Annotated in this window: 23 protein-coding genes and 1 pseudogene; 15 read left to right on the forward strand and 9 right to left on the reverse strand. The window is 54.9% G+C overall.

Going from position 1 to position 22,830, the window contains the following annotated elements:
• Window positions 1-83 precede the first annotated feature (83 nt).
• The 5 genes from NMAG_RS01125 (at window position 84) to NMAG_RS01145 (ending at window position 6,115) form a co-directional block, all read left to right on the forward strand.
• Window positions 84-800 carry a hypothetical protein gene (locus tag NMAG_RS01125; protein WP_004213692.1) on the forward strand — a complete coding sequence of 239 codons (717 nt, stop codon included), beginning with the start codon at window positions 84-86 and terminating at the stop codon, window positions 798-800.
• Window positions 797-1,909, forward strand: a complete 1,113-nt coding sequence (locus NMAG_RS01130) for a tyrosine-type recombinase/integrase (RefSeq protein ID WP_004213693.1) — start codon at window positions 797-799, stop codon at window positions 1,907-1,909. The genes NMAG_RS01125 and NMAG_RS01130 overlap by 4 nt, the downstream gene beginning before the upstream one ends.
• Window positions 1,910-2,616: 707 nt before the next feature.
• Window positions 2,617-3,207, forward strand: coding sequence for a hypothetical protein (locus tag NMAG_RS01135; RefSeq protein ID WP_237076799.1), 591 nt, complete (start codon window positions 2,617-2,619; stop codon window positions 3,205-3,207).
• Between the two features lie 2 nt (window positions 3,208-3,209).
• Window positions 3,210-5,342 carry an AAA family ATPase gene (locus NMAG_RS01140; RefSeq protein WP_004213695.1) on the forward strand — a complete coding sequence of 711 codons (2,133 nt, stop codon included), beginning with the start codon at window positions 3,210-3,212 and terminating at the stop codon, window positions 5,340-5,342.
• A 245-nt stretch (window positions 5,343-5,587) separates the two neighbouring features.
• Window positions 5,588-6,115, forward strand: coding sequence for a hypothetical protein (locus tag NMAG_RS01145; RefSeq protein ID WP_004213696.1), 528 nt, complete (start codon window positions 5,588-5,590; stop codon window positions 6,113-6,115).
• A gap of 116 nt (window positions 6,116-6,231) precedes the next feature.
• Here the strand turns inward: NMAG_RS01145 and NMAG_RS22345 are convergent, their stop codons facing one another.
• From NMAG_RS22345 to NMAG_RS01160, 3 genes and pseudogenes are all read right to left on the reverse strand, one after another.
• The gene (locus NMAG_RS22345) at window positions 6,232-6,423 is read right to left on the reverse strand and encodes a hypothetical protein (protein WP_237076851.1); all 192 of its coding nucleotides are present in this window, start codon (window positions 6,421-6,423) and stop codon (window positions 6,232-6,234) included.
• A gap of 54 nt (window positions 6,424-6,477) precedes the next feature.
• Window positions 6,478-6,663: pseudogene (locus NMAG_RS22690) on the reverse strand (HNH endonuclease); the annotation flags it as partial.
• An 841-nt stretch (window positions 6,664-7,504) separates the two neighbouring features.
• The gene (locus NMAG_RS01160) at window positions 7,505-8,158 is read right to left on the reverse strand and encodes a hypothetical protein (RefSeq protein WP_004213699.1); all 654 of its coding nucleotides are present in this window, start codon (window positions 8,156-8,158) and stop codon (window positions 7,505-7,507) included.
• 110 nt (window positions 8,159-8,268) lie between these two features.
• On the opposite strand from NMAG_RS01160, the gene NMAG_RS21880 reads away from it, so the two are divergent.
• The 9 genes from NMAG_RS21880 (at window position 8,269) to NMAG_RS01210 (ending at window position 14,230) form a co-directional block, all read left to right on the forward strand.
• The gene (locus NMAG_RS21880; protein WP_004213700.1) at window positions 8,269-8,436 is read left to right on the forward strand and encodes a hypothetical protein; all 168 of its coding nucleotides are present in this window, start codon (window positions 8,269-8,271) and stop codon (window positions 8,434-8,436) included.
• Window positions 8,437-9,343: 907 nt separating this feature from the next.
• Window positions 9,344-9,574: a hypothetical protein gene (locus NMAG_RS01170; protein ID WP_012996327.1), complete on the forward strand. Its 231-nt coding sequence runs from the start codon at window positions 9,344-9,346 to the stop codon at window positions 9,572-9,574.
• A gap of 527 nt (window positions 9,575-10,101) precedes the next feature.
• Window positions 10,102-10,479 (forward strand): hypothetical protein, encoded by a 378-nt coding sequence (locus NMAG_RS01180; RefSeq protein WP_004213704.1) that lies wholly within the window; start codon window positions 10,102-10,104, stop codon window positions 10,477-10,479.
• Window positions 10,480-10,669: 190 nt separating this feature from the next.
• Window positions 10,670-11,248, forward strand: a complete 579-nt coding sequence (locus NMAG_RS20725) for a hypothetical protein (protein ID WP_004213705.1) — start codon at window positions 10,670-10,672, stop codon at window positions 11,246-11,248.
• 146 nt (window positions 11,249-11,394) lie between these two features.
• Complete coding sequence (locus tag NMAG_RS01185) at window positions 11,395-11,988, forward strand: site-specific integrase (RefSeq protein ID WP_004213706.1); 594 nt, start codon at window positions 11,395-11,397, stop codon at window positions 11,986-11,988.
• A gap of 104 nt (window positions 11,989-12,092) precedes the next feature.
• Window positions 12,093-12,755, forward strand: coding sequence for a hypothetical protein (locus tag NMAG_RS01190; protein ID WP_237076800.1), 663 nt, complete (start codon window positions 12,093-12,095; stop codon window positions 12,753-12,755).
• Between the two features lie 333 nt (window positions 12,756-13,088).
• A complete protein-coding gene (locus tag NMAG_RS20730) occupies window positions 13,089-13,319 on the forward strand; it encodes a hypothetical protein (protein ID WP_012996329.1) in 231 nt (76 codons plus the stop codon).
• A 234-nt stretch (window positions 13,320-13,553) separates the two neighbouring features.
• Window positions 13,554-13,949 (forward strand): hypothetical protein, encoded by a 396-nt coding sequence (locus tag NMAG_RS01205; protein WP_004213709.1) that lies wholly within the window; start codon window positions 13,554-13,556, stop codon window positions 13,947-13,949.
• 101 nt (window positions 13,950-14,050) lie between these two features.
• Window positions 14,051-14,230, forward strand: a complete 180-nt coding sequence (locus NMAG_RS01210; RefSeq protein ID WP_237076801.1) for a hypothetical protein — start codon at window positions 14,051-14,053, stop codon at window positions 14,228-14,230.
• Between the two features lie 370 nt (window positions 14,231-14,600).
• Here NMAG_RS01210 and NMAG_RS01215 read toward each other — a convergent pair whose 3' ends face one another.
• Both NMAG_RS01215 and NMAG_RS01220 read right to left on the reverse strand, forming a co-directional pair.
• Window positions 14,601-14,831, reverse strand: coding sequence for a DUF433 domain-containing protein (locus tag NMAG_RS01215; RefSeq protein ID WP_004213713.1), 231 nt, complete (start codon window positions 14,829-14,831; stop codon window positions 14,601-14,603).
• A complete protein-coding gene (locus tag NMAG_RS01220; RefSeq protein ID WP_237076802.1) occupies window positions 14,831-15,253 on the reverse strand; it encodes a DUF7342 family protein in 423 nt (140 codons plus the stop codon). Before NMAG_RS01220 ends, NMAG_RS01215 begins: the two co-directional genes overlap by 1 nt.
• Before the next feature lie 33 nt (window positions 15,254-15,286).
• On the opposite strand from NMAG_RS01220, the gene NMAG_RS22595 reads away from it, so the two are divergent.
• Window positions 15,287-15,421: a hypothetical protein gene (locus NMAG_RS22595; RefSeq protein ID WP_257719841.1), complete on the forward strand. Its 135-nt coding sequence runs from the start codon at window positions 15,287-15,289 to the stop codon at window positions 15,419-15,421.
• Between the two features lie 838 nt (window positions 15,422-16,259).
• On the opposite strand, the gene NMAG_RS01225 is transcribed toward NMAG_RS22595, so the two are convergent.
• The 4 genes from NMAG_RS01225 to coxB form a co-directional block, all read right to left on the reverse strand.
• On the reverse strand, window positions 16,260-18,491 hold the full coding sequence (locus NMAG_RS01225; protein ID WP_004213715.1) for a hypothetical protein: 2,232 nt from the start codon (window positions 18,489-18,491) through the stop codon (window positions 16,260-16,262).
• A 251-nt stretch (window positions 18,492-18,742) separates the two neighbouring features.
• Window positions 18,743-19,003, reverse strand: coding sequence for a cytochrome C oxidase subunit IV family protein (locus NMAG_RS01230; protein ID WP_004213716.1), 261 nt, complete (start codon window positions 19,001-19,003; stop codon window positions 18,743-18,745).
• 159 nt (window positions 19,004-19,162) lie between these two features.
• The gene (locus tag NMAG_RS01235; protein WP_004213717.1) at window positions 19,163-21,646 is read right to left on the reverse strand and encodes a cbb3-type cytochrome c oxidase subunit I; all 2,484 of its coding nucleotides are present in this window, start codon (window positions 21,644-21,646) and stop codon (window positions 19,163-19,165) included.
• A complete protein-coding gene (gene coxB / locus NMAG_RS01240; RefSeq protein WP_004213718.1) occupies window positions 21,646-22,677 on the reverse strand; it encodes a cytochrome c oxidase subunit II in 1,032 nt (343 codons plus the stop codon). The genes NMAG_RS01235 and coxB overlap by 1 nt, the downstream gene beginning before the upstream one ends.
• Window positions 22,678-22,830 lie beyond the last annotated feature (153 nt).

Here is a 22,830-nt window from a genome sequence, read left to right on the forward strand (position 1 = left end):
AATCTCCGCATTGTTGTCTTTCTGTTGTATAACAAACGGGAGTTACAACTAAACTTATTAACCCCTTTCTCGTCTCGCGGCTTATGGCAGATGGACCGACGATAAGTCCCGACGATGTGAGCCCTCACGTCCACGTTAAGATTAGCAAAGAGAAAAAAATCGAGTGGCTCAACTACGCCTTCGAACACTACAGAGGTAATCTATCTACGCTCGTCGTCGAGGCAGTCGATAACACCATCAACGACGAATGGGTTCTTGCTGGCGAAGACACGGGGGAAGAGGTGAACGTGGACTTTTCCGGGGTGGACGACGACCTCGATGAAATCAAGGGACAGATGTCAGCCCTCGCGGAACAGGTAGACGCACTCACGCTTGCACAAACCGAACCCGAAGGCTACGAGGAATTGGATAGAGACGAACTCCTAACACTGGCTAACCGAGTGCGCGATGTACTGCCCGAGGTGCCGAACGAGTGGGTTCTCACACACATACTTCAGGAGACTGTGGCTGACGATGTCGACCACCCGGAGACATCGGGCTCGGCCGAAGACATCGCTGAGTACCTCGGGGAACACAGGCACCACGTACACGATGCGGCAGTCCTGCTGGAGCAGGAACCGGAGGTTGAGAGTGTCCTCGATGGCAGCGTGCGGAGATGGTACGTGCGGAACCCTACCCTATCGGTTGACGATTATGTTGGAGACCCCGAAGACCTCCCAGATGGGAGCTTCGCCACAGGGGATACGGTTGACCGCGAAGGGCAGAAAGAACTCTACGAGCAGAGCCAGGAGGAGAAATGACGACACGGAACGATGAGGGTCAGTTTGGGACTAAGTACGAGCTGACGGAGTACGAGGAGCTGTACGACCAGTACTCGACATGGGTTGGCATCAACGCGGAAAAAGAAACGACCGAAACACGCCTGAAGGCTGGTGTCCGAGCATGGCTTCACTGGTGCGAGGAGAACGGGGTGGACCCGGTAACTGCGGAAGAAAACGACGTACGAGCCTACATCCAATATCTCCAAGTGGAGGATGCCGCGGATACGACAATAACGCGTCGGGTCGCCAGCGTCAGTAAGTACTACCACGGACTCAAACACGATGTGACTGCGCCATGGGAACTTGAGCGGAACCCCACGGCCGACATCAACCTCCGAAAGGACTACAAAATCAAGAATACAGCCGACTACGTCTCTGTCCTACATCAAGAAGAGCGTAAAGACATCATAGCCCTCCCACCGGAGCAAATCGAGCCGCTCGTCGAACACGTCCCCGGAAAGAGACCCGCTACCCGAACACGTAATTCTCTAATTGTAAGACTTCTCTGGCAGACAGCGTGCCGCGCGGACGAATTGAGCCGCATCAAGCTCAGTAAGCTCGATTGGGACAACCGGACCATCGAAATTCGCTCGTCCAAACTCAACGAGGAAGACCATCCCGAACTCATTGAGCGCGAAATCTGGTGGGAGCCAAACCTCGACCTCCTACTACGTCGATGGGTTGACTCCCACCGGGAGCGGTTGAACAGTGAGGCCTCTGACCGGTACCTCTTCATCGGGACCAACAACACGAAGAAAGAAGACAGAGAGGACGACCACTTCCAGATGGCACCAGGCACCATCAGTCGCATCGTCAAAGATGCTGCTCACAACGCGGGGCTGCAGGAACCGCTCGTCGCAGACGGGGACGAAGTCCAGCAATGGTTATACACTGCGCACAGGCTACGACACAGCCGTATAACCTACCTCGCCAACGACGCGAACGGAGGTGAAGGGATGGACCTGAACGCGCTCCGAATGATGGCTGGTCACGCCAAGTTCGACACCACCTTGTCTTACGTCCAAAACGACTGGAATACAGCACGGGAACGGTACAGAAACGCCCTCAAAGGACACAAAACCTTTTGACGAGCCGTTGAACGATGACCGGGGGGTAACCGCCCCACGTGAACTGACTGGAACTTTCACCCCTCCCAGCATTGGGGGAGGGGAAGGGAACTGTTGATGGTCGCAAGTGGTACGACGACCCGCAGTAACCCCAACCGCAAAAACCTATCGGGAAAACGACAATATGGCAGGGGCGACTGGGGAGGGGATGGCTGTAACTCACGAGAATGAAGTTCTCGCCGCCCCAGGTCGGGACGGCGGTGCTTGGATGTAGGTCAGTTATTGACCATGTTATTCTAGCACGTATGACACCATATAGATAACGGTGAACGAGAAGGAAATCCATCTGGTCGAGGTATTACTTTGGTAAGGTACCGAATCGCAGCACCAGTACGAGGAGGGAATTGCAAAGACGAGGAATTTACCCGATACAGGCGATACCGTGGAGGGTTTCCCGTACGGAGACGAGTGATGAGGTCAACGAGGAACCTTCAATAACAGTACCCTTTCCAGAAAACATAGTATTTCATTTCTTTCAAGTATTTCATTTCCTCTTATCCTGTCTAGTCACCACCTCCTGAAAACGTTCCCTATAAAAAGGCTTTGCTTACACATCAGAATTGGCGGTAATTATATGGTCTCCCGCTACTCAGTTGCTGTCATCATGCTTGGGTGTATGACCTTTGACACGTTAGGTGTCGCCGCAGGGTCGCGTGATGGTGGTCCTCATGGCGACTAAGAAGCAGTGTAACTTCTCGCACAAAGACGACGAAGTCGTTGATGAGGCTGTTAGAGCCCTTATCGAGTACGAGATAGGCGAGACCCCGTCTGAATGGATTCGCCGGAAGAAGCGTGAGGAACTCCTCGCCCGCGACGAACTCCCGCTGGTGTTGGCTGAGCGTCTCGCCAGCGAACTCGAATCAGAGGCTTCCTCAGCATTAGACGAGGCAGAATCTCTCCGCAAGCGTGCGGATGAACTCGAAACCGAAGCGGAGGACAAGCGCCAGCGGGCCGAAGAACTCCTTGACCTCGGTGATGAGGAGGTATCTCTTGAATCTGAGGATGACTCTCCTAAGCAGTCGTACCGCGACCGAATGGTTGAGCAACTCGCTGACTTGGCTGCGGATGGGGATGCACTCACCCTCAGGAACGACGACATCGTCCGGGAGATTCGGGAAGCATCGGACGACCCTCGTACGTCTGAGACTATCACTCCAACCGAGTGGTACGATGAGCTTCGGCACGAAATTGAACAGGCAGCTGATGTCCCTGCTACCGAGCTGGACATTGCTATCGACCAGACTGAGCGACTTCGATAACCATGAGTACAACAGCCAATTCGGACGAATCCGGTGGAGCAAAGAACGGAGGTGAGAACGACGAAGAGTTCGACCTATCCACGATGTATGAGGACGTGAGTCCTAACGAGCTTGAGCCAACTGATGTGATGATGAATGCATGGCTCGATGCTTTCGATGTCTTGGAAATCGAATCTTCTTGGGATGGGGAGAAGAGCGTTGAAATCTCGTATGATGAGTTACAGCTCGTCGATGAACAGTTGGCTGGAGAGTACCCCAGTTTGCTCGACTTAGTAGTGATGTCTCCCCTTGAGGGACTTGTTAACGGGACCGCCGCTCTGCGGCAGCTCTTGCAGACCAATGATGTCTGTGTACGTCCTGTTGGAGAATCTCCGACTCACAAACGACTTGAGGACATCCGGACGAGCGATGTCAACACCCTCATCTCTGTAGATGCGAGAGTAACCGACTCGTCCGAAATCAAACCGACAGTAGTCCTGTCCGTGTTTAAGTGTATGAGTTGCGGCACTCGGCAGAAAATTGAACAGAAGTACAGGACATCGTCGAAGTTGATATATCCGTATGAGTGTACCCACGAAGAGTGTGGATGTTCAGCGCCTCGTAACTTCCAGTTCCTCGCTGAGCGTAGCTCTTGGGTTGACGGTCGAGAAATCATCGTGCAAGACCTGCACGAGACATCTGATAAAGACAATCCGAGTGAGATGGTCGCTATCCTCCACAAAGACCTATGTGGGCAGGTAGACCCCGGAGACCATGTCCGTCTCAACTGTATCGTAAAGACGTACGAAGGGGATGATAAGTTCGCACAACCGTTCCTTCGTGTAGTTGGATTGGAACATGATGAAGAGGATTACGAGTCCATCGACATATCTGACGAGGAGAAAGAGAAAATCCGCAATATAGGGTCACGACCAGATGTCTTCGATACGCTCGTGTCTGGAGTCGCTCCTAATATCGAGGGGGATGACTACTATGCAGCCAAAATGGCCATCTTGATGCAACTCGCTACATCGGGTCGCATCCCGACTCGGGATGGAGACATGCGTGGGTCCTCCCACATGCTGTTCCTTGGCGAACCAGGGACTGGTAAGTCCCAGCTGATGAAGTTCGCTCGGGGCATCGAAGGTAAATCAGAGTGGGCTACCGGAGAGGGCATCTCTGGAGTAGGACTGTTAGCTGCCCTTGACCGCGAGGATAGGTTCTCGTCCACCGATAAATGGACTATCCGAGCCGGAACACTTGTGCGGGCTAACCGGGGGCTGGCGTGCATTGACGAGCTCGATAAAGCCTCTGATTCAGAGCTTAACCAGTTGTATACGGCTCTTGAGTCACAAGTCGCTAAAATCGACAAAGCCGTCTCTGCAGAACTACCGGCAGTGACCCGTGTACTGGCGACCTCAAACCCCAAGCACGACGTATGGAGAGACGATGAGCCGCTAGACTCACAGCTTAAGTTCCCTAAGGCAATTCTGGACCGCTTTGACCTCATCTTCAGATTCGAAGATAGGCAGGATGATGACAGAGACCGGGAGATTGCCGGGTCAATCTTTAGTCAGGTAGCTGAGGCAGATATGGAGGACGAGGACAAGGACTACCCGTCTAAGGACTTCTTGAGGAAGTACCTTGCGTACTGTCGACGGTACAACCCATCTATCCCCACAGACATAGTTGACCAGGCGGAGGACATGTATGTGGAGATGCGGGGCACCAATGAGGATGATGACCCAGATAGCCCGCTCGGGGCTAAACCCCGTCAAGCAGAAGGTCTCCTACGGCTCTCCCTTGCCTCGGCTCGCCTCCGGCTATCAGAGACTGTCGAGGAGGAGGATTTGGAGCGTGCGAGATGGCTCATTGACTCGTCGATGCGCCAGACTGCAACGGACGAGAACGGGGACATCGATGCATCAATCTGGGTCAATGGGCGGTCACAGTCCCAGGCAGAGCGCATGAAGACTGCTGAGGAGACTGTGGACATCCTCACTGAGGAAGGGTCTGAACCTGTGTCCCGTGAAGCTCTCATAGCGTCGTTGGTTGATGATGGTATTTCCCAAGACAAAGCTCAGAGGTCAATCAAAAAGCTCTGTGACCGGGGTTACATCTACGAGCATAAGGACGGGTTGTACCGCAAGGCCTGAACCCCTCTCTTTCGCGTTGGCCTTCTGGACCTTCTTTCTTCCTTCGCGCCCTCCAATAGTGAACCCCTCCCCAGCGCAGCTCACAGGGGAACATCCCTCGTTGAACGTTGCCCTATCCATAGGGGTGTCGTTCCTTCCAGATTGTCCTAAGTGTCTATACCCAGTGATACGGTCAAATTGAATGGTCCAAAATACAGTACAAGCATCATCCAAACACCAATAGGGAGATGGAATAATCTCATTTTATGTCAGAAGTCAACCCTACAGAATACGGGCTGAGCGATACCCATGTCCCGTTCTTACGGGCGTGCTTGAAGCGTGGTCATCTGGCGTTCCGCGACCGAGAACATCTCGATTACTCCCGTCGGCAGATGGACTACCGTTTTCGCGTCCTCGAACGGGAGGGTCTCATCACTGTCGAGAAGGAAGACCCAGCCCAGTCACAGCACGGAGGCCATCCACAGCGCGTTGCCGAGCTAACTCCCACCGGGGAAGCAGTCATCACACGCTGGTTGGAGACCAACCCGGTCGACGTTGAGACTATCCAGGCTGCGGGCGAAGAAGCGGTCACTCGTGACCATCTCGAACACGAACTTTCCGAGCAGGGAATTCTCATTGACCAAGCGCGCCGTCGTGCAACAGAAGCGGGAGAGACAGCAGAGATGGTTGATGAGAAGGCGGAGCTGCATGAGAGGTACATCATGGTCATTGCCCGCGAGTTAGACCTTGTTGACGAGTTGGTCAAAGTTAAGCGCCAGTACGACTACGAGTGACCCTTCTCCCCACCCCTCGTACCGAGTGAGGTCTTGTTGATTTTCATCCCTCCCGTCTACTACTACGTAGTAGGCGACCACCAGTTGACACTGGTTATAGAAGAGGGGGCAGCCGCTCACATGAAGTCTGCTGCGTCGTTCATCGCCTGTACCTTCTCTGAATCCGTCACAGTATCGTCCCCAACCTCGTCAAGCAATTCCTGAGCATCTCCGAGCGGGATATACCAGCACTTCTCCTCCTCATCGAACCTGGCTGCATCGATTTTATCGAAGAACTCTCGATACACCCCGAATTCGTCGGAATCCATTTGTCCAAGCGAGTAAAACCGTACTCTGGGAGCCATCGTGCGGCCGTGAGCTGCATTGTGGCACTGCCGACAGAGGGTAATCAGATTACCGAGCCTGTGTGAACCTCCGTGACTGCGAGGGACGATGTGGTGCGTATCCAAGGCCGCCACTTCGTCCTCCTCACGGTAGCAGTTCATACACTGGCAGCGGTCTCGCTCACGGACTGCGGCGACGATGTCTCCCGTCTTGCTTCCTATCATGATTGGATGGTTGTCATTTTGAGCTCAGGAGAGATGTGTCTCATCACTGTGACCCTCAACCGCTCGAATCACACTTCAGACCGTCTCTATCCTGCGTTTCTCCCGAACTGCGTTTAGGCCGATGGGAGATTTTTACTTAAACCTCCCGCCAACAACCTCGATTTAGCGACGAAATCCCACGATTAGGTGTCGATTTGAGATTGCTGCTTATAGAGGTTCTCGAAGGATTCTACAGAGGCAGGTATAGTCAGATACTAGGAATGGGTCGATTTTCAAAATCGTCTTTGTATAAAGGGTTCTTCCACCATCTTCTCAAACTTGATGGGAATTAGAAAATTGCACTTAGAGGTTCTGTGATGGGGGATTACGCAGAGTACTTGAATACCAACGAGGTGCTATATACGATTTGTATACAAGGGTTTGAGAAAGGTAAGAATACAGATAGAAACAAATGGGGTGCGTGAGTGGTCTGATTCAAGGCATGGTTCGTGTTTCTATCGTCCCGCGTAAGTGTGAGTGGGGACGAGTCGTCCGGGTGGAAACGGATGATGGTCAAGTCCACAATATCGAGGCCATCGGTCGAGATGACGAGGAGAGTCTACACAAAGCGCGAGTCTTCCGTGCGCTCTACGAAGGTCTCGGTGGGTTTGAGCTGGAAGAACGACGAGGTGCGGTCCCGACTGGAGTTGCTTGTGCTGGGAAAGCAGCAATTGCAGCGTATCTCTACACCGTCCAGCAAATGCGTCCACGAGATATTGCCGAGGACATAGGGGTGTCTAAGCGGACGGTCAGCCAATACATCTCCGATGTGAAAGCCGGTAGGCGCTTGTAATCTCACGAATCATAGTTCGATGGTCGTCCCTTCACCATCTACGTCGTCAATCGAGACCTCCGCATCTTCAGTGTAGGTCCACTCGTGAGTCTCCTCATCCTCACCCTCCATGAGGAACTCGTTATTCCAGGTGACTCGGAGTTCGAGCTGCTCGGCGTCGAAATTAGCAGCTATCTCATGAGCTACCCAACCCTCTACTTCGACCCCGGGGAACACGCCACCAGTTGCACCCTCCTCACGCAGGGCCGTATCGTAGGATGTCAGCGACTCTCCCTCGACAATAAACGCTTGCGCCACATCATCCATCATGCTCTCGCTTATTCGCTCGTCATCGTAGTACAGGTTGATGTCGTTCGTTCTCATCCCGTCTGTTGGCAACTCTATCTCTGAATCTCCATCGTGAACGACTGAGATGTGAGTCAGGATGTACGTAGCTCCTGAGTCGGCTTCAACTTCCTCGCTATGCATGTCGTACTCCCGGGTCATGGTATCCGCCAAGAGGTACCCTGTTGGAGTCAACGCCACTCCCTCGTACGTTTGAGTATCACTGACCTGGTATCCTCCCATGACGCCATCCGCCGCTGCCTGGAGTTCCTCTACGCACCCAGCCGTTGCAGTGAGTCCTACAGCCCCAATCGCCCCCAGATAGCCTCTGCGATTCATGTACGTGTCTCAGACACTCAAGATTAGTTAACCTTCCTGCCTGCACCCTTTCAATACATAACATATATTATATCTCTTTACACTACCCGCTGAACAGTAGTTGTGTAGACATGACTGGAACAACCAGCGACAAGACAGTAGACGACTACATTGCAGAGTTTGGGGATGCAGAACTATCTCGTAGCGACCTATCCATCGCTCAGGAGATGGCTATCTCCCCAAGGGACGACGCAGCGTTCGAGGCAACCAAATTACTCCTGCAGGAGGGTGGCACGTGATGGATTCGGAGGCGCAGAGAACCCACAGGGACTATGGACTAACTTTGTATCTGCTCAAAACAGAGGAGACGACCGCGCCGCGGAACACTGGTCGATGCAACTCGACCGGTTCCAAGCCGACGCCGAGGCGTATACTCGTGGCGTTCGGAGAACTGAATCCGCTGCCGAGGAGGCAGCCTACCTGTTCTAATCCTATTCTTGCGGTTTGAGGCAGGTGTCGAGGGGACGCCAGGAGTTATGTATGTCGTCTATCGTTCACTTTATTGAATCAAATATGACTAAATTAAAGACTAAGCGAGACAAAGTGTGGAACGCTACTTTGGAACTTCTCGTCGCACAAGGTAAGTTCAAGGCGTCAGACATCATGGAGGAACTGGACCTGACCGAGAGTCAGCGCCAGACGGTACGACGTGTCCTCCGGGCCCAAGAAGAGTATGGATGGGTTGAGCGAGAGAGTCGCCAATCTGGTATCTGGAGGCTCGGTTGGAAAGGTCGAATGCTCCTCAACGTCTCCGAGAAGACCATTGAGCAGTCACGTACGTAGCCACGTACACAGTCACGTCCACAGTCACGTACGTAGCCACGTACACAGTCACGTCCACAGTCACGTACGTAGCCACGTACGCACAGACATAATACAAATAATATTAATATCGGAATTTATATCATGTTCGCTTTCGATGATGTGGTATGGCGAATACGAGCTTGGAGTGCGATTGTGGAGGTACGTACGACGAGATAGTGCGCTGGGAGGGGTTTGTGTGCAGTGACTGCGGAGACCTCTGGGACTCAGATGATACGGGAGATGGGCTGCTTCCCCATGGGCGAGACCCTGGCTACGGAGACTTAGACGGGTAGTCTGCTATCCGCGGGACAACCTTATCAGACTTTGTGACGTACATCGAATATGTCCCCGAAACAGTGGCTTGCAACATTCATACTGTTTCTATTCACCCTCTGGATACTCTCTGAGGTCTCCTCCATAGTCTTGCCACTCCTCGACTCATCATCTCCTTTTGGACAAGTCGGGTTTGCTGCTCTGTCTGCCGGGCAGGTTGCGTTTCTTCTATTGATTCTCGGTCTCGGCGGCTGGGGACTCTACCAGTGGGCTGTCGGGGGAGGTTTCGGCAGTCGATGAACGGGAGAGCACTTGTCGGAGTCATCATCTTAGGCACGATTACCGCCATTCTATTCCTTGTACTCGCACAGGTCTACGATTTGCTTCTCTTACATGCACCGGACACCACTCCTATAGATGAAGAAGAGTGGGCGGATACTGTACTGTCACTCCCCGGAGTAATGCTTGTCGGCCTGATTGTCGCTACCCTCGGTGTACTTGCTCGGATGCGCGAGTGACCGCGGGTAACACCAATACTATTATAAATAATCTGACGATTGGACTTGGAATCTACGAGTATGAAGAGTACGACGGTGCAGCATCTCCGGTGCAGTAACCCAAGCAGTGCGTACAGGAATACCTGTCCGCATCTACGCATACCGACCCGAATCGGTGTCGCCAGACCTCGAAGCACTCGCTGAGGAAGTTATGCAGTACCGACCAGGACAGCGACCCGATGTTGAGCCCGACGGTGGTGGTCAAAAAGGAGGACATAGCAGTGAAAGCTCACAAATACATTGATATTGCTGCCGTCGGAACCTCGGCGTATGCCCGAGGAAGCAACCGATGAACGATTAGACCAATTCCTTCGACTCGTCGAGGAAGAGACCGGAGAAGAACCGCTCCCTGACCCCTACATCGGTGACATCTGCTGGTTCATGATTCATTACCCAATTGAGTTTCAGGGCGAGACTTTCACCGCTGAATTCGATATGAACCTCTCTGAAGACGATGTAACTCCGCAATGGGGCGAAATCCTAATCGACATCCCCGATGAAGAACAGGAAGCTATACTGGATGCTGAAGCAGACAAAATTGAGTACAGCGAAGGTGACGAGGCGCTATACGAGTTCCCCGCATCTGAAGACCAAATCCCTGAATTGATGGAAGACCTGCGTAAGGTCCACGCCGAAGTCTACGGGTAGCCAGCCACGAATCCACTTCTCGCCGCTGACTCTCATTGACGTTGTACGACGAACTGCCGTTATCCGGACGAACGTGTTCGAGAAATCGGTAGTTCTTGCTCCCCGGTCGTTGCACTACGTGTCTGCCTGAGCGTAGTACTATCACGGCGCGAAGGAAGTGTTGAAGGGAAAGTAGTTTTGAAATGCCAACATGGTTGACGCTATTCAATCAGATGAAGAACTACCAGATGACATTCGCTCTAAGATGAGCAGCACCTTCGATTTTAACTTCATCCGAAAGCTCCTCATCAATACCTACTACAAAGGTCCGATACCCGAAGGAGAAGGTGGTACCGGGGGCCATGGTCTTCGAAAAAGAGGACATGCATTGATGGGGATGCCTGACTCTCACCGAAAGAGTGTCTTGAGGAAAGCGAAGGAGGTAGACCTCGTTAAGGAACTCCCCAACGGGTTCGCAACGACACCCCGTGGAGCAGAACTGCTGCCTGGACTCACTATCTGTGATGACTGTGGCGAACAGGAGGAGCCAGCACTCCTCCCAACAGGTTCAAAAAGAAACCCACGTGTTGCTTTCATAACGTACTGTTCTTCCTGTAATGATTTTAGAGAAAGGAGCGATGGCGATGCGCTTCGATACGGCAAAGTCCATCGATTCCATCGGGATGAGGATAGCTTACAAGAGGCGGTAGAAGCGGTGGAAAGCCATGAGGTAGAGTTGTGGTTGAACGATATGTCGCTGAATGAAGCGAAGGATGAACTTAGTACCTGAGTGTTGTCCAACTCCCAGTTGATTCTTGGACATTTCACCTCTCGAACACCACCATTACCTCGCTCCTTGACGAGTCAACCGCCCGAATTCGACAGAAATTCTCTTTCTCCGATAAATATTTGTCCGTAAACATTGGAACATAGACTATGAAGCTCGAACCATACGAGAACCAAGATGGGTACCGAGTCAGTCTGACGGACGAAGAGCGCGACAAACTCTACAAACACATCGACAGCACAACCTCCTCACTTGGGTGGGGGCTCGCAGCGTACTCCGGTCTCAGACGCTGGGAAATAGAGCATGTACGATACAAAGACCTACGAGAGCGAGACAATGGGGACTACTTCCTGAGAGTATGGGAGGAGGGGGCGAAAGGGGGCAAGTACCGCGAGACTCCCGTTCCCGAGTCTTTGGCTATCAAAATTGAGACCATCGAAGAAACAGCGGATGTGAATCCAGACGACGAGGTTATCGACCACCACATGCGAACCGTAATCCGGCATGTCCAGCAGGCCGCAAAAGACCTTGGGAGTGATACCGGAGACGAGGGATGGGACTACCTCGGTCTCCACGATGGCCGGAGGACGTTTGCAAACTCGCTCCTTGACGCGGACGTGTCCCCGCTGCAGGTGATGGAGTGGGGCGGCTGGGATGACTGGCGCACCTTCCGTGACCATTACCTCACGTCTTTCAGCGAGCAGCACCAGCACGAAGAGCTCCAGAAGGTCTCATGGATGTGAACTCATCTACTCGTTGAATATAAGTTATAATCCAGCCACTGTTACGAGCGTATAACATCAGCAATAAATAAAATGCTTTGTGTTTGGGGTATAGAATGTACTATATGTCTGATGTGGATGTTGGAATCCCTCTCTGGGTGAGAATTACGCTTGAGAGGTATGCTATAGAGCGAATACTCCGGTGGGAGGGGCGCTTCAACTTAGAAGGCGACCCCGAAAGAGATGCCTACGACGATATGATGGACGAATTACGTGAACAGTTTGAGGCGGTTGATGGAGGTTCGGGGAGGTTCGTCGTCGAAATCACGGAATTCATTGACTCAGACGAACGTATGGTTGCGAAAATTGTTGCTGGGAGCCGAAACAAGCACGAGAACATTCCCGTTAGTGGCGGCTTCCTGCAAAACTGGCGTGAAATTCTCCTGTCTCGACATCCGCCTGTAGAGGACATCGTGCTACCAGTGGTCGCATCGAGTCCGACGGGATTGTGGCTAGTCATGCCCCACGCAGAGCAATATGGAATTGAATGGGACCGTGACAGAATCGATGCGAAAGCCGACCGTCTGCAGAGTCTCGATGGTGTCGAACCAGTAATGCGTGGCAGCTTCGGTGGTGGGCTAGATGTCTACTGGACTGAAAACTGGGGAGCCTATCGAGGAGAATATCGCCTATTAGACTACGGTGGTGTAGTTCTCCACGGCGAGTCATATCTTCGACCAGAGGAGTATCCGTTCGAAGACCCTGCGTGGGATAGTAAGGAGACTTGAGCCTGTGCAACCGGTGCATCATGGATGTATTGCGACCAAACACCGAATACGACCCATAGTACTTTCCGATGGCCACGTGACACAACTCACTTATACTGGTTCTCTCGTCGTCTGGTCTGATGCCCACAGAACCCAAATACGACTTAGATACGGTCCTTACTCCCGATTCAGATAGTGACACCCGGCACCGAATCGACCAGCGGCTACAAAACGTAGACACTGACGAGGTCTGGTATACTATCGTAATCAACGACTCAGAGCCCCGTCTCGTCCCAGAATCTCATTACGAAGAGTGGACTACGGTTTAAATACCATACCGCGGCCAACACGGCCATGCATCCACGACTAGGTGAACGAGTCCGAATCGACATCCCCGACGAACTGGACCCAGACTTCCGCTGGCATGGGGAACACGGGTTGGTCATCAGCCTCAACGAGGACGAGCTGGGTCCCATCTACGCAGTGGGCCTCGAAGACCATCACATCGTCATTGACGCCCGACCACGCGACATCCGACCGCCACTCTCTCCACAGGGCTTTGGTGACCATCCGTCTAACGTATAAGCGACCGCTCTTTCTGACCATCTACAATATTTTACTTGCTTTGTTACCACCGCGCGCCAGTCTCGGCTCACCAATCTGATACATATTCCGCGCGCATAATGCGTGTGAGAAGCACCGTTTAGACCCGTTTTGAAGCCACACTTAACGAGAACATAGTAGTCTTTATATACATCTCCTGATAGAAGTGTCGGTTTCCCGATATACCTATAAGAGTATAGAATCATAGGGGTACGTATGGCGCAAACAACCAACGCCGACAACGTACAGACCGAGACCATCCCTACGCTCTACGACGCACTCGACGACGTTATCGAGAACGAGGAGTGGGTATACAAGGGCGAACCGATGGTCACGGTTAGCGACGAGGAGTACGACGCCCTGCTTGATGCACTCGACGCTGCACAAGCCGATACAGGCGACGAGTGGGCCGCAGACGAGTGTCTCTACCGAGATGAGACGTGGAGCATCGTGAACTCTGACGCAGACGATGTCTGGGGAAGGTATACTGACGGCAATCTCGATGAGGAAGTAGTTGACCTCCTTCAGTACGCGCACAACAAGGCAGCCCGAGACATCTCTGATGGCACCCAAATCGACTCGACTGTCGATGTCTTCGTCTACCGACGGTAATCCACTACCCGCACCGGTGTAATCGCGGTTCGAATCCGCGAGCGGGCTTCCCCAGCGAACTCCGCACGCTGGGTTATCAACAAACGGAGGTGAAACACATGATGCAACCAGAAACCCTACACTTGGGAGGAGATGACAGTCCACGGAACAGCAAGTTACGTGCAATCGCACGCCTTGACGACCGCTATAATGAGGAGTGGACACCTGCTGGAGACATCATCGACGACCTGCTCGACGACCGCCTCGCAGAACTCGATGGTGACTCCGGTGACCGCACATGAAGCTCGACGGACTCGTATGGGCCCGCTGCGCCGAGTGCTGGCGCGAGACCTATATTCCAGAAGCGAACCGGGCAATCCATATAGAGCGTGGGGAGGTCAGGTTGTGCAATCGATGCATCCTCGATGTGATGGTCCCTGACACAGAGTACGAGCCCTGACTGACTCAGGGGAAGAGTCTTAAGCAAAATCATCACATCTCATCGTATGGACGAAAGCAACTCCGGAGAGGACGAGGAGTCTGAGTTAGAGGCAGCTATCCGACGCAATCGGGAGCGATGCGAACATATGGACCATTCCGAGTTCGGCTCAGACTACTTCGCTGGTACTGACACATCTCGTACCGAGTGAGGGATTTAACCTACTCTGTTCGTCAGCGCATCATCTCATCAAGTTGTCGTCTTGCTTCAATCATCTCCTGGGGGTTCCGATGGTAATAGGCAAGAGCTTCATATACATCCGCTATTGTGATATTCGGCGACCATTCCGCAATCTGATTCGGGTCTACTCCCTGTTCGGTCGCATCGTACACCTCAATGACCGACACTTCACTCCCCTCAATCCGAGGAACACCGTTCATTTGAGAGTCCGAAACAATCGCCATCACCTGAGTTGACGTAATACCTCTTGATATAGTTGGATGTCCGACTCAAGGGCAGCCAATGATGAGCGCATGTTTGTTTCCTCCCGGTCATCATCCACGTCATTGATTTCCTCGCGCAGGGACTCCCTCTCGTTCTGCATCTCCTGCAGGTCGTCTTTTAGGTCTTCGTAGTCATGGGTTTCAATGAGGTGCCGAACCTCCTCATCTCGCAGTTGGTCGCGGTCGAGGACCCACTTCCCATCTCCTGCACTCTCTGCCACATCCAGCCGTTCCAGTTCACGGACAGCTACATCTGGAGACACATTAGCTCGGCCCGCGATGACATCGGCAGATGTGGGCTCCTCCAGTAATTCGACAACAGCGCGGACTCGCTCCCTCGCGGTCATCGTCTCCACCCACGCCTCCGAGTCTGGCTTGCTCATATCTTTATATCCCACCGCGAGATTCATAATGATATGTCCGATTGGACGCCAACCGAGGCAGATTTGGACCCTGACGATTTCCGTGATGGGCTGATTAGCGCAGAAGACCTCCGGAACGGGAATATCCACACCCACGAAGACGTACTGCACGAGTTGGACGACGAGTAATCCCTCCTCGGGAGGGTTCATACCATAAGGAGAAACGAAATAGGTCGTCAACACGCCAGTGGAGGATGATATTTAAGTTGTTCATAGTCGATGTTTCAGTTGAGAGAATGATAACACCTGGGGTGGACGTGACCGACAAAGTGGGTGGGAAATAAGTAGATGTCGGCAATAACACCCTTGAACAACAGTAATTGTTGTTATCTGACTGATGATGCGCGAGATGTTCGGTAAAGAGTAGACTGGTTCCACACAGTCTCTCACCCCGAATTCGCTTCTCTATCGCGGTTCTGTGGTCTTTCTTTCTCGCTGCCTCGCATTGTGAGGTGCGGCGCAGTCGATTACGTCAAACCGATGCCGTTGGGGCCGTCGTGGTCTTGCAGACAGCGCCAGCACAGTGGGAGCGACAGTGACAGCAGTCGTAACAGCACCCACAGTCACAACCACAACCACAATCACAATCACAACCACAGTCACAACCACAACCACAACCACAACAGCAACAGGACCGCCAGCCTCTCCAGCAACAACACTGCACTCGAATAGGTGAATCGCTGTGGTCCAGCAGAGCAACTCCGGTTCTCGGCGGCGGTGATCACAGACAGCAGTCGCTACACGCGCTCGTGTGGACTGAGTACTCGTTGACGATTCACGCCGGACCAGACACGGCTGCGATTGCTATCGACCACACAGTGGTTAGACATCGCCACTGTTCCGTAGGGATATCCCAGCGGTGTGTCATCGCTGTCATCGCTGTCGGCGCTGTCGACACACAGAAGTCCCCTTACTCACCAGAACTGCAAGCAGGTAGCTCGCGAAACAGAGCAAGCTATAGATCGGCCTACGGCTCTGCGGTGGTTTCCGTTTCGGCCTCACTCTCACTTTCACTCTCGTCCGCAACAGCAAGCCCATCACGGTCCCATACACCAACCCCGTGGAGTTCCGTCTCCGCGTCGACGACCGGAAGCGACTCGAGTTCCTGCCCGGGCGACTCCCGATCAACTGTAGGAGGAAGGTCGAGATCGGCGACGTGAACGTAGGTTTGACTTGGTTGGTCTTCGACCGCCGTTCCGCCCGGAACGAGTTCGGCAGGACCAACCTGGTCGACCAATGTACCGAGGTCTGCAACCGTTGCGCCACTACTGATTCGGACAGTGTCCTCGCCTAACTCGATGCTCGTGCGGGTAAGGTCGAGGTTCCACTCCTCGAGGAGCGACGTGAACTGCGATCCAGCCGGGCCACTGAGCGGATCAGGGCCGAGCGACTCGGTGATGAAACCGAGAGTTCGGTCGGCAACCGTCGACTGCGGGAGTTCGAACTCGCCGTGCAGGTCGAGTTCCCCATCCACATCCGTAGCAGCGAGCGAGAACGAAACCGCTGCAGGCTCTTCGAAGCCGCGGTCCGTACGCTCCTCGACGTACTCGCTCCAGTTGTCGGTCATCCCGGTCACTGTCGCGTCGACTGTCGCCTGCGGGGCGGCTGCCGTCTGCTCGTGATTACCGTCTCCTTCCTCGTCGACATCGACGACATCGATCGACGCGTTCCACTCGGTCGTTGTCCGGAGGTTCGCTGTCGCCTGTGCAGCCAGCGTCTCCGCTACGCGTTCGTCGGTGGTCAGATTTGCTGCTGGCGTGTCCTCCGTCGTGTTGGCAGTCGTCTCGTTTTTGTCTCCTGAAACAGCCACACCCGCCAGCGCCCGCGCCGTTTCCTGATAGTTCCCGACCGCGACATCCCAATCGACCACTGTTCGCGTCTCCGTTTCCGTCTGTGTCGTCGTTCGCGACACCGCCACCGTCTCAAGGTCGAGCGCCGTCACCCCGCTCGCGATCTCGGCTGCCTCCTGTGTAGAAACCTGGGAGTGGTCAGCCAGTTCGGTTGCCAGCATCGTCTCGATTCCGTCGTCGATTCCCGTGTACGTCACGGTGTACTCGAGTTCGAGTTGTGCCGTTTCGCCCTCATCCTCACCCTCACCCTCACCCTCACCCTCATCCTCATCCTCACCCTCACCCTCGCCCTCGTCTCCGGCACCTCCCATCCCCACGGTCTCGTACTCGTGGTGATGGAGTTCGACCCGGCTTTCGCCGTCGAACGCTGCAGCGATGGTGTCGTACTCCGCTTCGAGCGCGTTCGAGATTGCAGTTCGATCGGAGAGGAAGTCCTCATCCACGTCTTCGTCGGTCGTGTCGACGTACTCGAGTTGGCTGACGGAGAGCCGGTACCCGTCGGAGAGTCCGCCATCGGCGAGCGTGAGATCGGTGGTGGCAGTCGGTGTCGTGTTTCCGTCCAACTTTGTGTCCGGAACTGCTTCCTCCGGCGCTCGTTCGTGCACGACGGCCCACTGCCCGCTCGTGGTAACAGTTTCGGGCGTTAGTTCCATCGTCCCGCTCGTCTCCGCGGACATTGGCGGCTCTGAAACGGACTGTACCGGTGTTCTGTCCTCTGTTCGCGTCATCTCCGTCGACCCCGCGCCCACCGGTCCCGGTACGTCGGTGATCGGCATCGTACTCGAGAGCGAGGCGTCGAACTCGTTCGCATCCGGAGAGTATTCGCCATCGACGTCGAGTGTCAGTTCGGTATTGCTGGTGGGCTGGGCGAACAGTTGGTCGAGACTCTGCTCGAGGTCGAACGAGCCCAGTGCGGTCGTCTCCGTCGGCTCATCACCGCCAGAGGTATCGGTGTTCTCGCCCGCTGGGTCGAGTTCACTTGCGGTCCCACCTGACAGGCCCAGCAATAGCTCCGTAAGCTGTTGTGTGACGTCCGCGCCGAGTTGGGTTGCCCCGGCCCCGGCTGACGAATCGGATTCGTAGACGAGCACGGCGCTATCATCGGCCAGGAGATAGAGTGCGTCCGCCTGGCCCATATCGTCGGCAGCTGCTTCCGGGGAGTCATACTCGGTCATGTTCGGCGGCGTGTCTGCGGTGAGCAACGATTCTGCCGGATCTTCGCCGTAGGTGTAGGTGAACCCGAGGCTCAGGACGGCGACGCCAGCGAGCACGACGAGGCTGACGGTGAGAAGGAGCTCACGCCGGCTCACCGAGCCGCGATTGGTGCGCTGGAATCGCCGTCGTGTCATATGCTGCAGTTCTGACCCGGACGTTATAAAAATACGATATTACGCGTGACAGTTCGTGGGTGGTGACTATCACACTCCATATTGGACTGGGTTGGGTGCGCGTGAGTACGCTGGCGCGGTCACAGTCCAAGCAGCGCAACTGGATGAACGAACGGCAAGAGAAGAACGCAAGAGTGAGAACCGAGAAGTGAGAACCGAGAAGCGAGAACCGAACCGTCTAGTTGTCAGCCGATACTGTGCTGGGACGCCGGTTACTGAATGGAGTATCCCGCTGCGATCGTGAGCAGGAACACCATGAACACGGCGGTTGCCATCATGTACGTAATCGAACGCGGTTCTTCGATCAGGTGCTGGTAGTAGGCAGCAATCAGTCCAATCTTGGCTACCGCGAGTAACATTGTTGCACCGATTGCGATCGAGTACGCGAAGTCGAACTCGAAGAAGACGAACTTCCCCGTACCCAGTACCAACAGCAGGACGTAAATGATGGTGTACGTTCGAAGGTCAGCCATTAGCGTAGAATTGTGAGCGTCGGTTACTTATACCTTCCTCATGCGGCCCGTCACACCGGTGTGGTGGCGATTATGTTCGCGTACAGCCGGCGTCGTCGCCCACTGGTTACTGGAAACGAACCAAAACGTAAAATTAGAAACCTGTGTAACGAAACGGCGCTACATCAGGTAGAACAGTGGGAACAGCAGGACCCACACGATGTCGACGAAGTGCCAGTAGAGTCCGAAGAACTCCACCGGGCGGTGGTCCTCGAGGTACGCATCGACGCTGATGATCCGGTAGATCATGAACACGGCGATGAACAGGCCGAGGATCACGTGGAGTGCGTGCAGGCCAGTCGTGACGTAGTAGATCGAGTACTCGAGGCCGTACCACCAGTACTCGCCCTCAGCGAACTTCACGCTGTACTCGTAGGCCTTCACGCCCATGAACGTCAGGCCAAGCAGGAGCGTCGCCGTCATGGCGCCGAGAAGCCCCTTCTTGTTCTTCCGTTCGGCCATTACGAGCGCGAGGATGACCGTAAAGCTCGAGGTGAGCAACACATAGGTGTTGAGCAGCCCTGGCCAGGAAGCAAAGGGCACAGTCGTCCACTCGTGCCAGCCCATGTGGATGCGCATGAAGACGTACGCACCGATGACGGCACCGAAGACGACAACGTCAGACGCCAGGAACACCCAGACACCGAACTTGGTGTTGCCGACACCGCCGAACGGCCACCGCTCTGCAATGTTCATCTCCGGCACTTCGAAGTTCTCCATGCCGAATTTGTACAGCGTCACGCCCATGATACCGATCCCGACCAGCGTCAGAATCGGATACATGATGTTTGGCTCAGCAGCGATGCCAGTCATCCCTTCGGGTGGGTTCGGCGTTCCCTCGGCGAAGTCGATGATGTACGGCGTCAGCCCCGACAGACCGAGGAAGAACACGAACGTCCCGACACCGATACCGAACGGCCAGATGCTGGCGTGGTCGGCGTGTTCTTCTTCGTGCTCGATCGTCGCTTCGGCTGTGTTGCCCTGTCCGTGTGCGACCCCGCCGTCCGTCGCGGCTGGCGAGTTCTCGACGAACTCGAGTCGGCCGCTGGCGTAGCTTGGGCGCCCGTCCCAGTTCTCGAGCGGCGGTGGGGATGGAATTGCCCACTCGGCCGTTCGGGAGAACTCCCACGGGTTGTCGGGAGCGTCGGGACCGGAGATCCAGCTCTTTGCGAACGTCAGGATCATGATCAGGAACGACGCGCCGAGGATGAACGCCCCGACGGTCGCGATCCGGTGGTAGATCAGCGCACCCTCGGCGAAGTGGAAGACACGTCGTGGCGTCTCCCAGGCGAGGAACATCGGGAAGTACAGCATGTTGAACCCGATGAAGTAGACTGCGAAGTTGAGTTTGCCCAGCGTTTCGGAGTACATCTTTCCGGTGATCTTTGGCCACCAGTAGTAGAGGCCGGCGACCAGTGCGGTCACACCGGAGACCATCACGTAGTGGAAGTGGGCAACGACCCAGTAGGTGCCACGGAACTCATAGTCCAGCACGACGGCACCGAGGAAGACCCCGGTAATACCGCCGAGGATGAACAGCACGAGCGCACCGAGGCTGAACAGGAACGGGGTCGTGAATCGCACGCGTCCCTTGACCATCGTGTAGATCAGCGCGAAGACCATCAGGTCGAACGGCAACGAGATCCCGATGGTCGTCGCCATCATCAGCGTCTTGATCTCCAGGTTGATGGTCGTCAGGAACATGTGGTGCATCCAGACGAGGAACGACTGGACGGCCACGAGGACCATCGCGATGATGACCCACTTGCGGCCGACGAGGCGTCGTCCGGTGAACGTCTGGAACGTCTCGAACATAATCCCCAGTGCGGGGAAGAAGACGATGTACACCTCTGGGTGACCGAAGAACCAGAACAGGTGTGCCCACAGCAGGCCCGACCCCTGGTCCGTCGCGAAGTACTGCGTCAGTAAGACGCGGTCGGCCGTCAACAGCAACAGCGCGGCGAGTAGTGCCGCGAAGGCGAACAGCATCATCCAGACGGTCAGGAGCCACGACCACGTGAACATCGGCATGTTCCAGAGGCCGAGCCCCTCAGCACGGGAGCGATGAATCGTCACGAGGAAGTTCACCGTCCCGATCGTGATCGAAATCACGAACAGCATGAGCCCGAGGATGACGGCGTTGCCACCCGTTGTCGCCTCCATTGCGGGTGTGTACGTCGGCACGTTCAGTGGCGCGTACATCGTCCATCCACCAGCGAAGGTTCCTTGCTGGAAGAACGAGATGACCACCATCACGCCCGAGAACAGGTAGAACCAGTAACTCAGGGCGTTCATCCGCGGGAACGCGAGGTCCTTCGCACCGATCTGCAGCGGCACGAGATAATTCGCGAATCCGGAGGCGATCGGTGAGAGGAACCAGAACACCATCAACAGCCCGTGTGTGGTGACTGCCTGGTTGAACTCGTTCCCGGACAGGATGCCGACCCCGCCCGGTTCCCACATCTGCACGCGGAAGATAAGCGCCATCGCTCCGCCCAGCAGGAGGAAGAAGATGGCGGTGGCGATATAGAGGATTCCGACGTCCTTGTGATTCGTCGTGACAAGCCAGCGCTTGACCGACGTCATTGGTGGGAGATCAGCCATTATTCGTCACCTCCCTCGTTGTCGTCATCGGTTTCCTCGTCCTCTCCCTCGTCAGCTTCGTCGTTCGTTTCCGCTTCATCCTCTTCTTCATCATCGGTTTCGTCGTCTTCAGCTCCCAACTCGAGCGTGTAGGTCTCGTCAGTTGGACCGGTGAAGTCGACGGTCTCCTCGACCGTCTCGAACTCGTCGTCAGTCGAGGTGATGGTCAGTTCGTACGGCCCACCCTGTTCGATCTCACCGATCGTGATGGAGCCGTTCTCGAACTCGTCGTCAGCGTACGTGAAGCTGAGGTCCTCCTCGAACTGGTCGTTCTCCTCGTGGACGAGTTCGAGTTCGAAGCCATCAGTCACGCGTTCTTCAGCCTCGTCCTCGAGTGTGATATCCATCGTGAGCTGTTCGTCAACCCACTGTTCGAACTCCTCTTCGGAGCGAACGTCGACGTCAGCAGTCATGCCGGAGTGGCCAAAGCCACACAGTTCGAAGCACTCGATCAGGTACTCACCGTCTTCTTCGGCGACGAACCAGGTTTCGTCAGTCTCTCCCGGGATCGCGTCAGCCTTTACGCGAAGCTCTGAGATCCCGAACGTGTGCCAGACGTCCCGTGATGTCACCTCTGTCCAGATCGGTGTATCAGCGGGAACGACGAGTTCACCGCCAGTCTCGATACCGTTCTCGTATGCGAAGTCCCAGCCGAAGGACCAGCCTTCGACCTCGACCTCGAGTGCTTCCTCGTCAGGGGTGTCCGGTCCGTCCTCGACGACGAGGAGCATTCCGTAGGACCAAACCACCAGCGAAATGACGATGATGGCACTCAGTCCGAACGAGAGGAATAGCTTCTTACCGCCCTGTCCGCCTGTCGGAAGTTCTCCGAGCGTCGGCAGATCCTCGTCGGCTTTCGAGTCGCCGTTATCACGATACTTGTACGCGTTGTACAGGGTATACGCGATCACGACGACACCGACGAGCGTCCCGAGGCCGAGGAACACGAGGAAAATTTCCTCGAAGATCTCGACCCGGGTCTGCACCTGCATCGGAGTCGTGTATGCGTTGAAGATCGTATTCACCTCTATTGGAGCCGCCTATATGTCGGACGGTGGTTTCCGGGACCACTTATCTATTTGGAAACGGGCCGACGCGTTCAGAGTCGCCAAATGCTGTCTGTCGGTGGCTCGCGTCAGCATAGT

This window comes from Natrialba magadii ATCC 43099, assembly GCF_000025625.1.
Lineage (GTDB): Archaea > Halobacteriota > Halobacteria > Halobacteriales > Natrialbaceae > Natrialba > Natrialba magadii.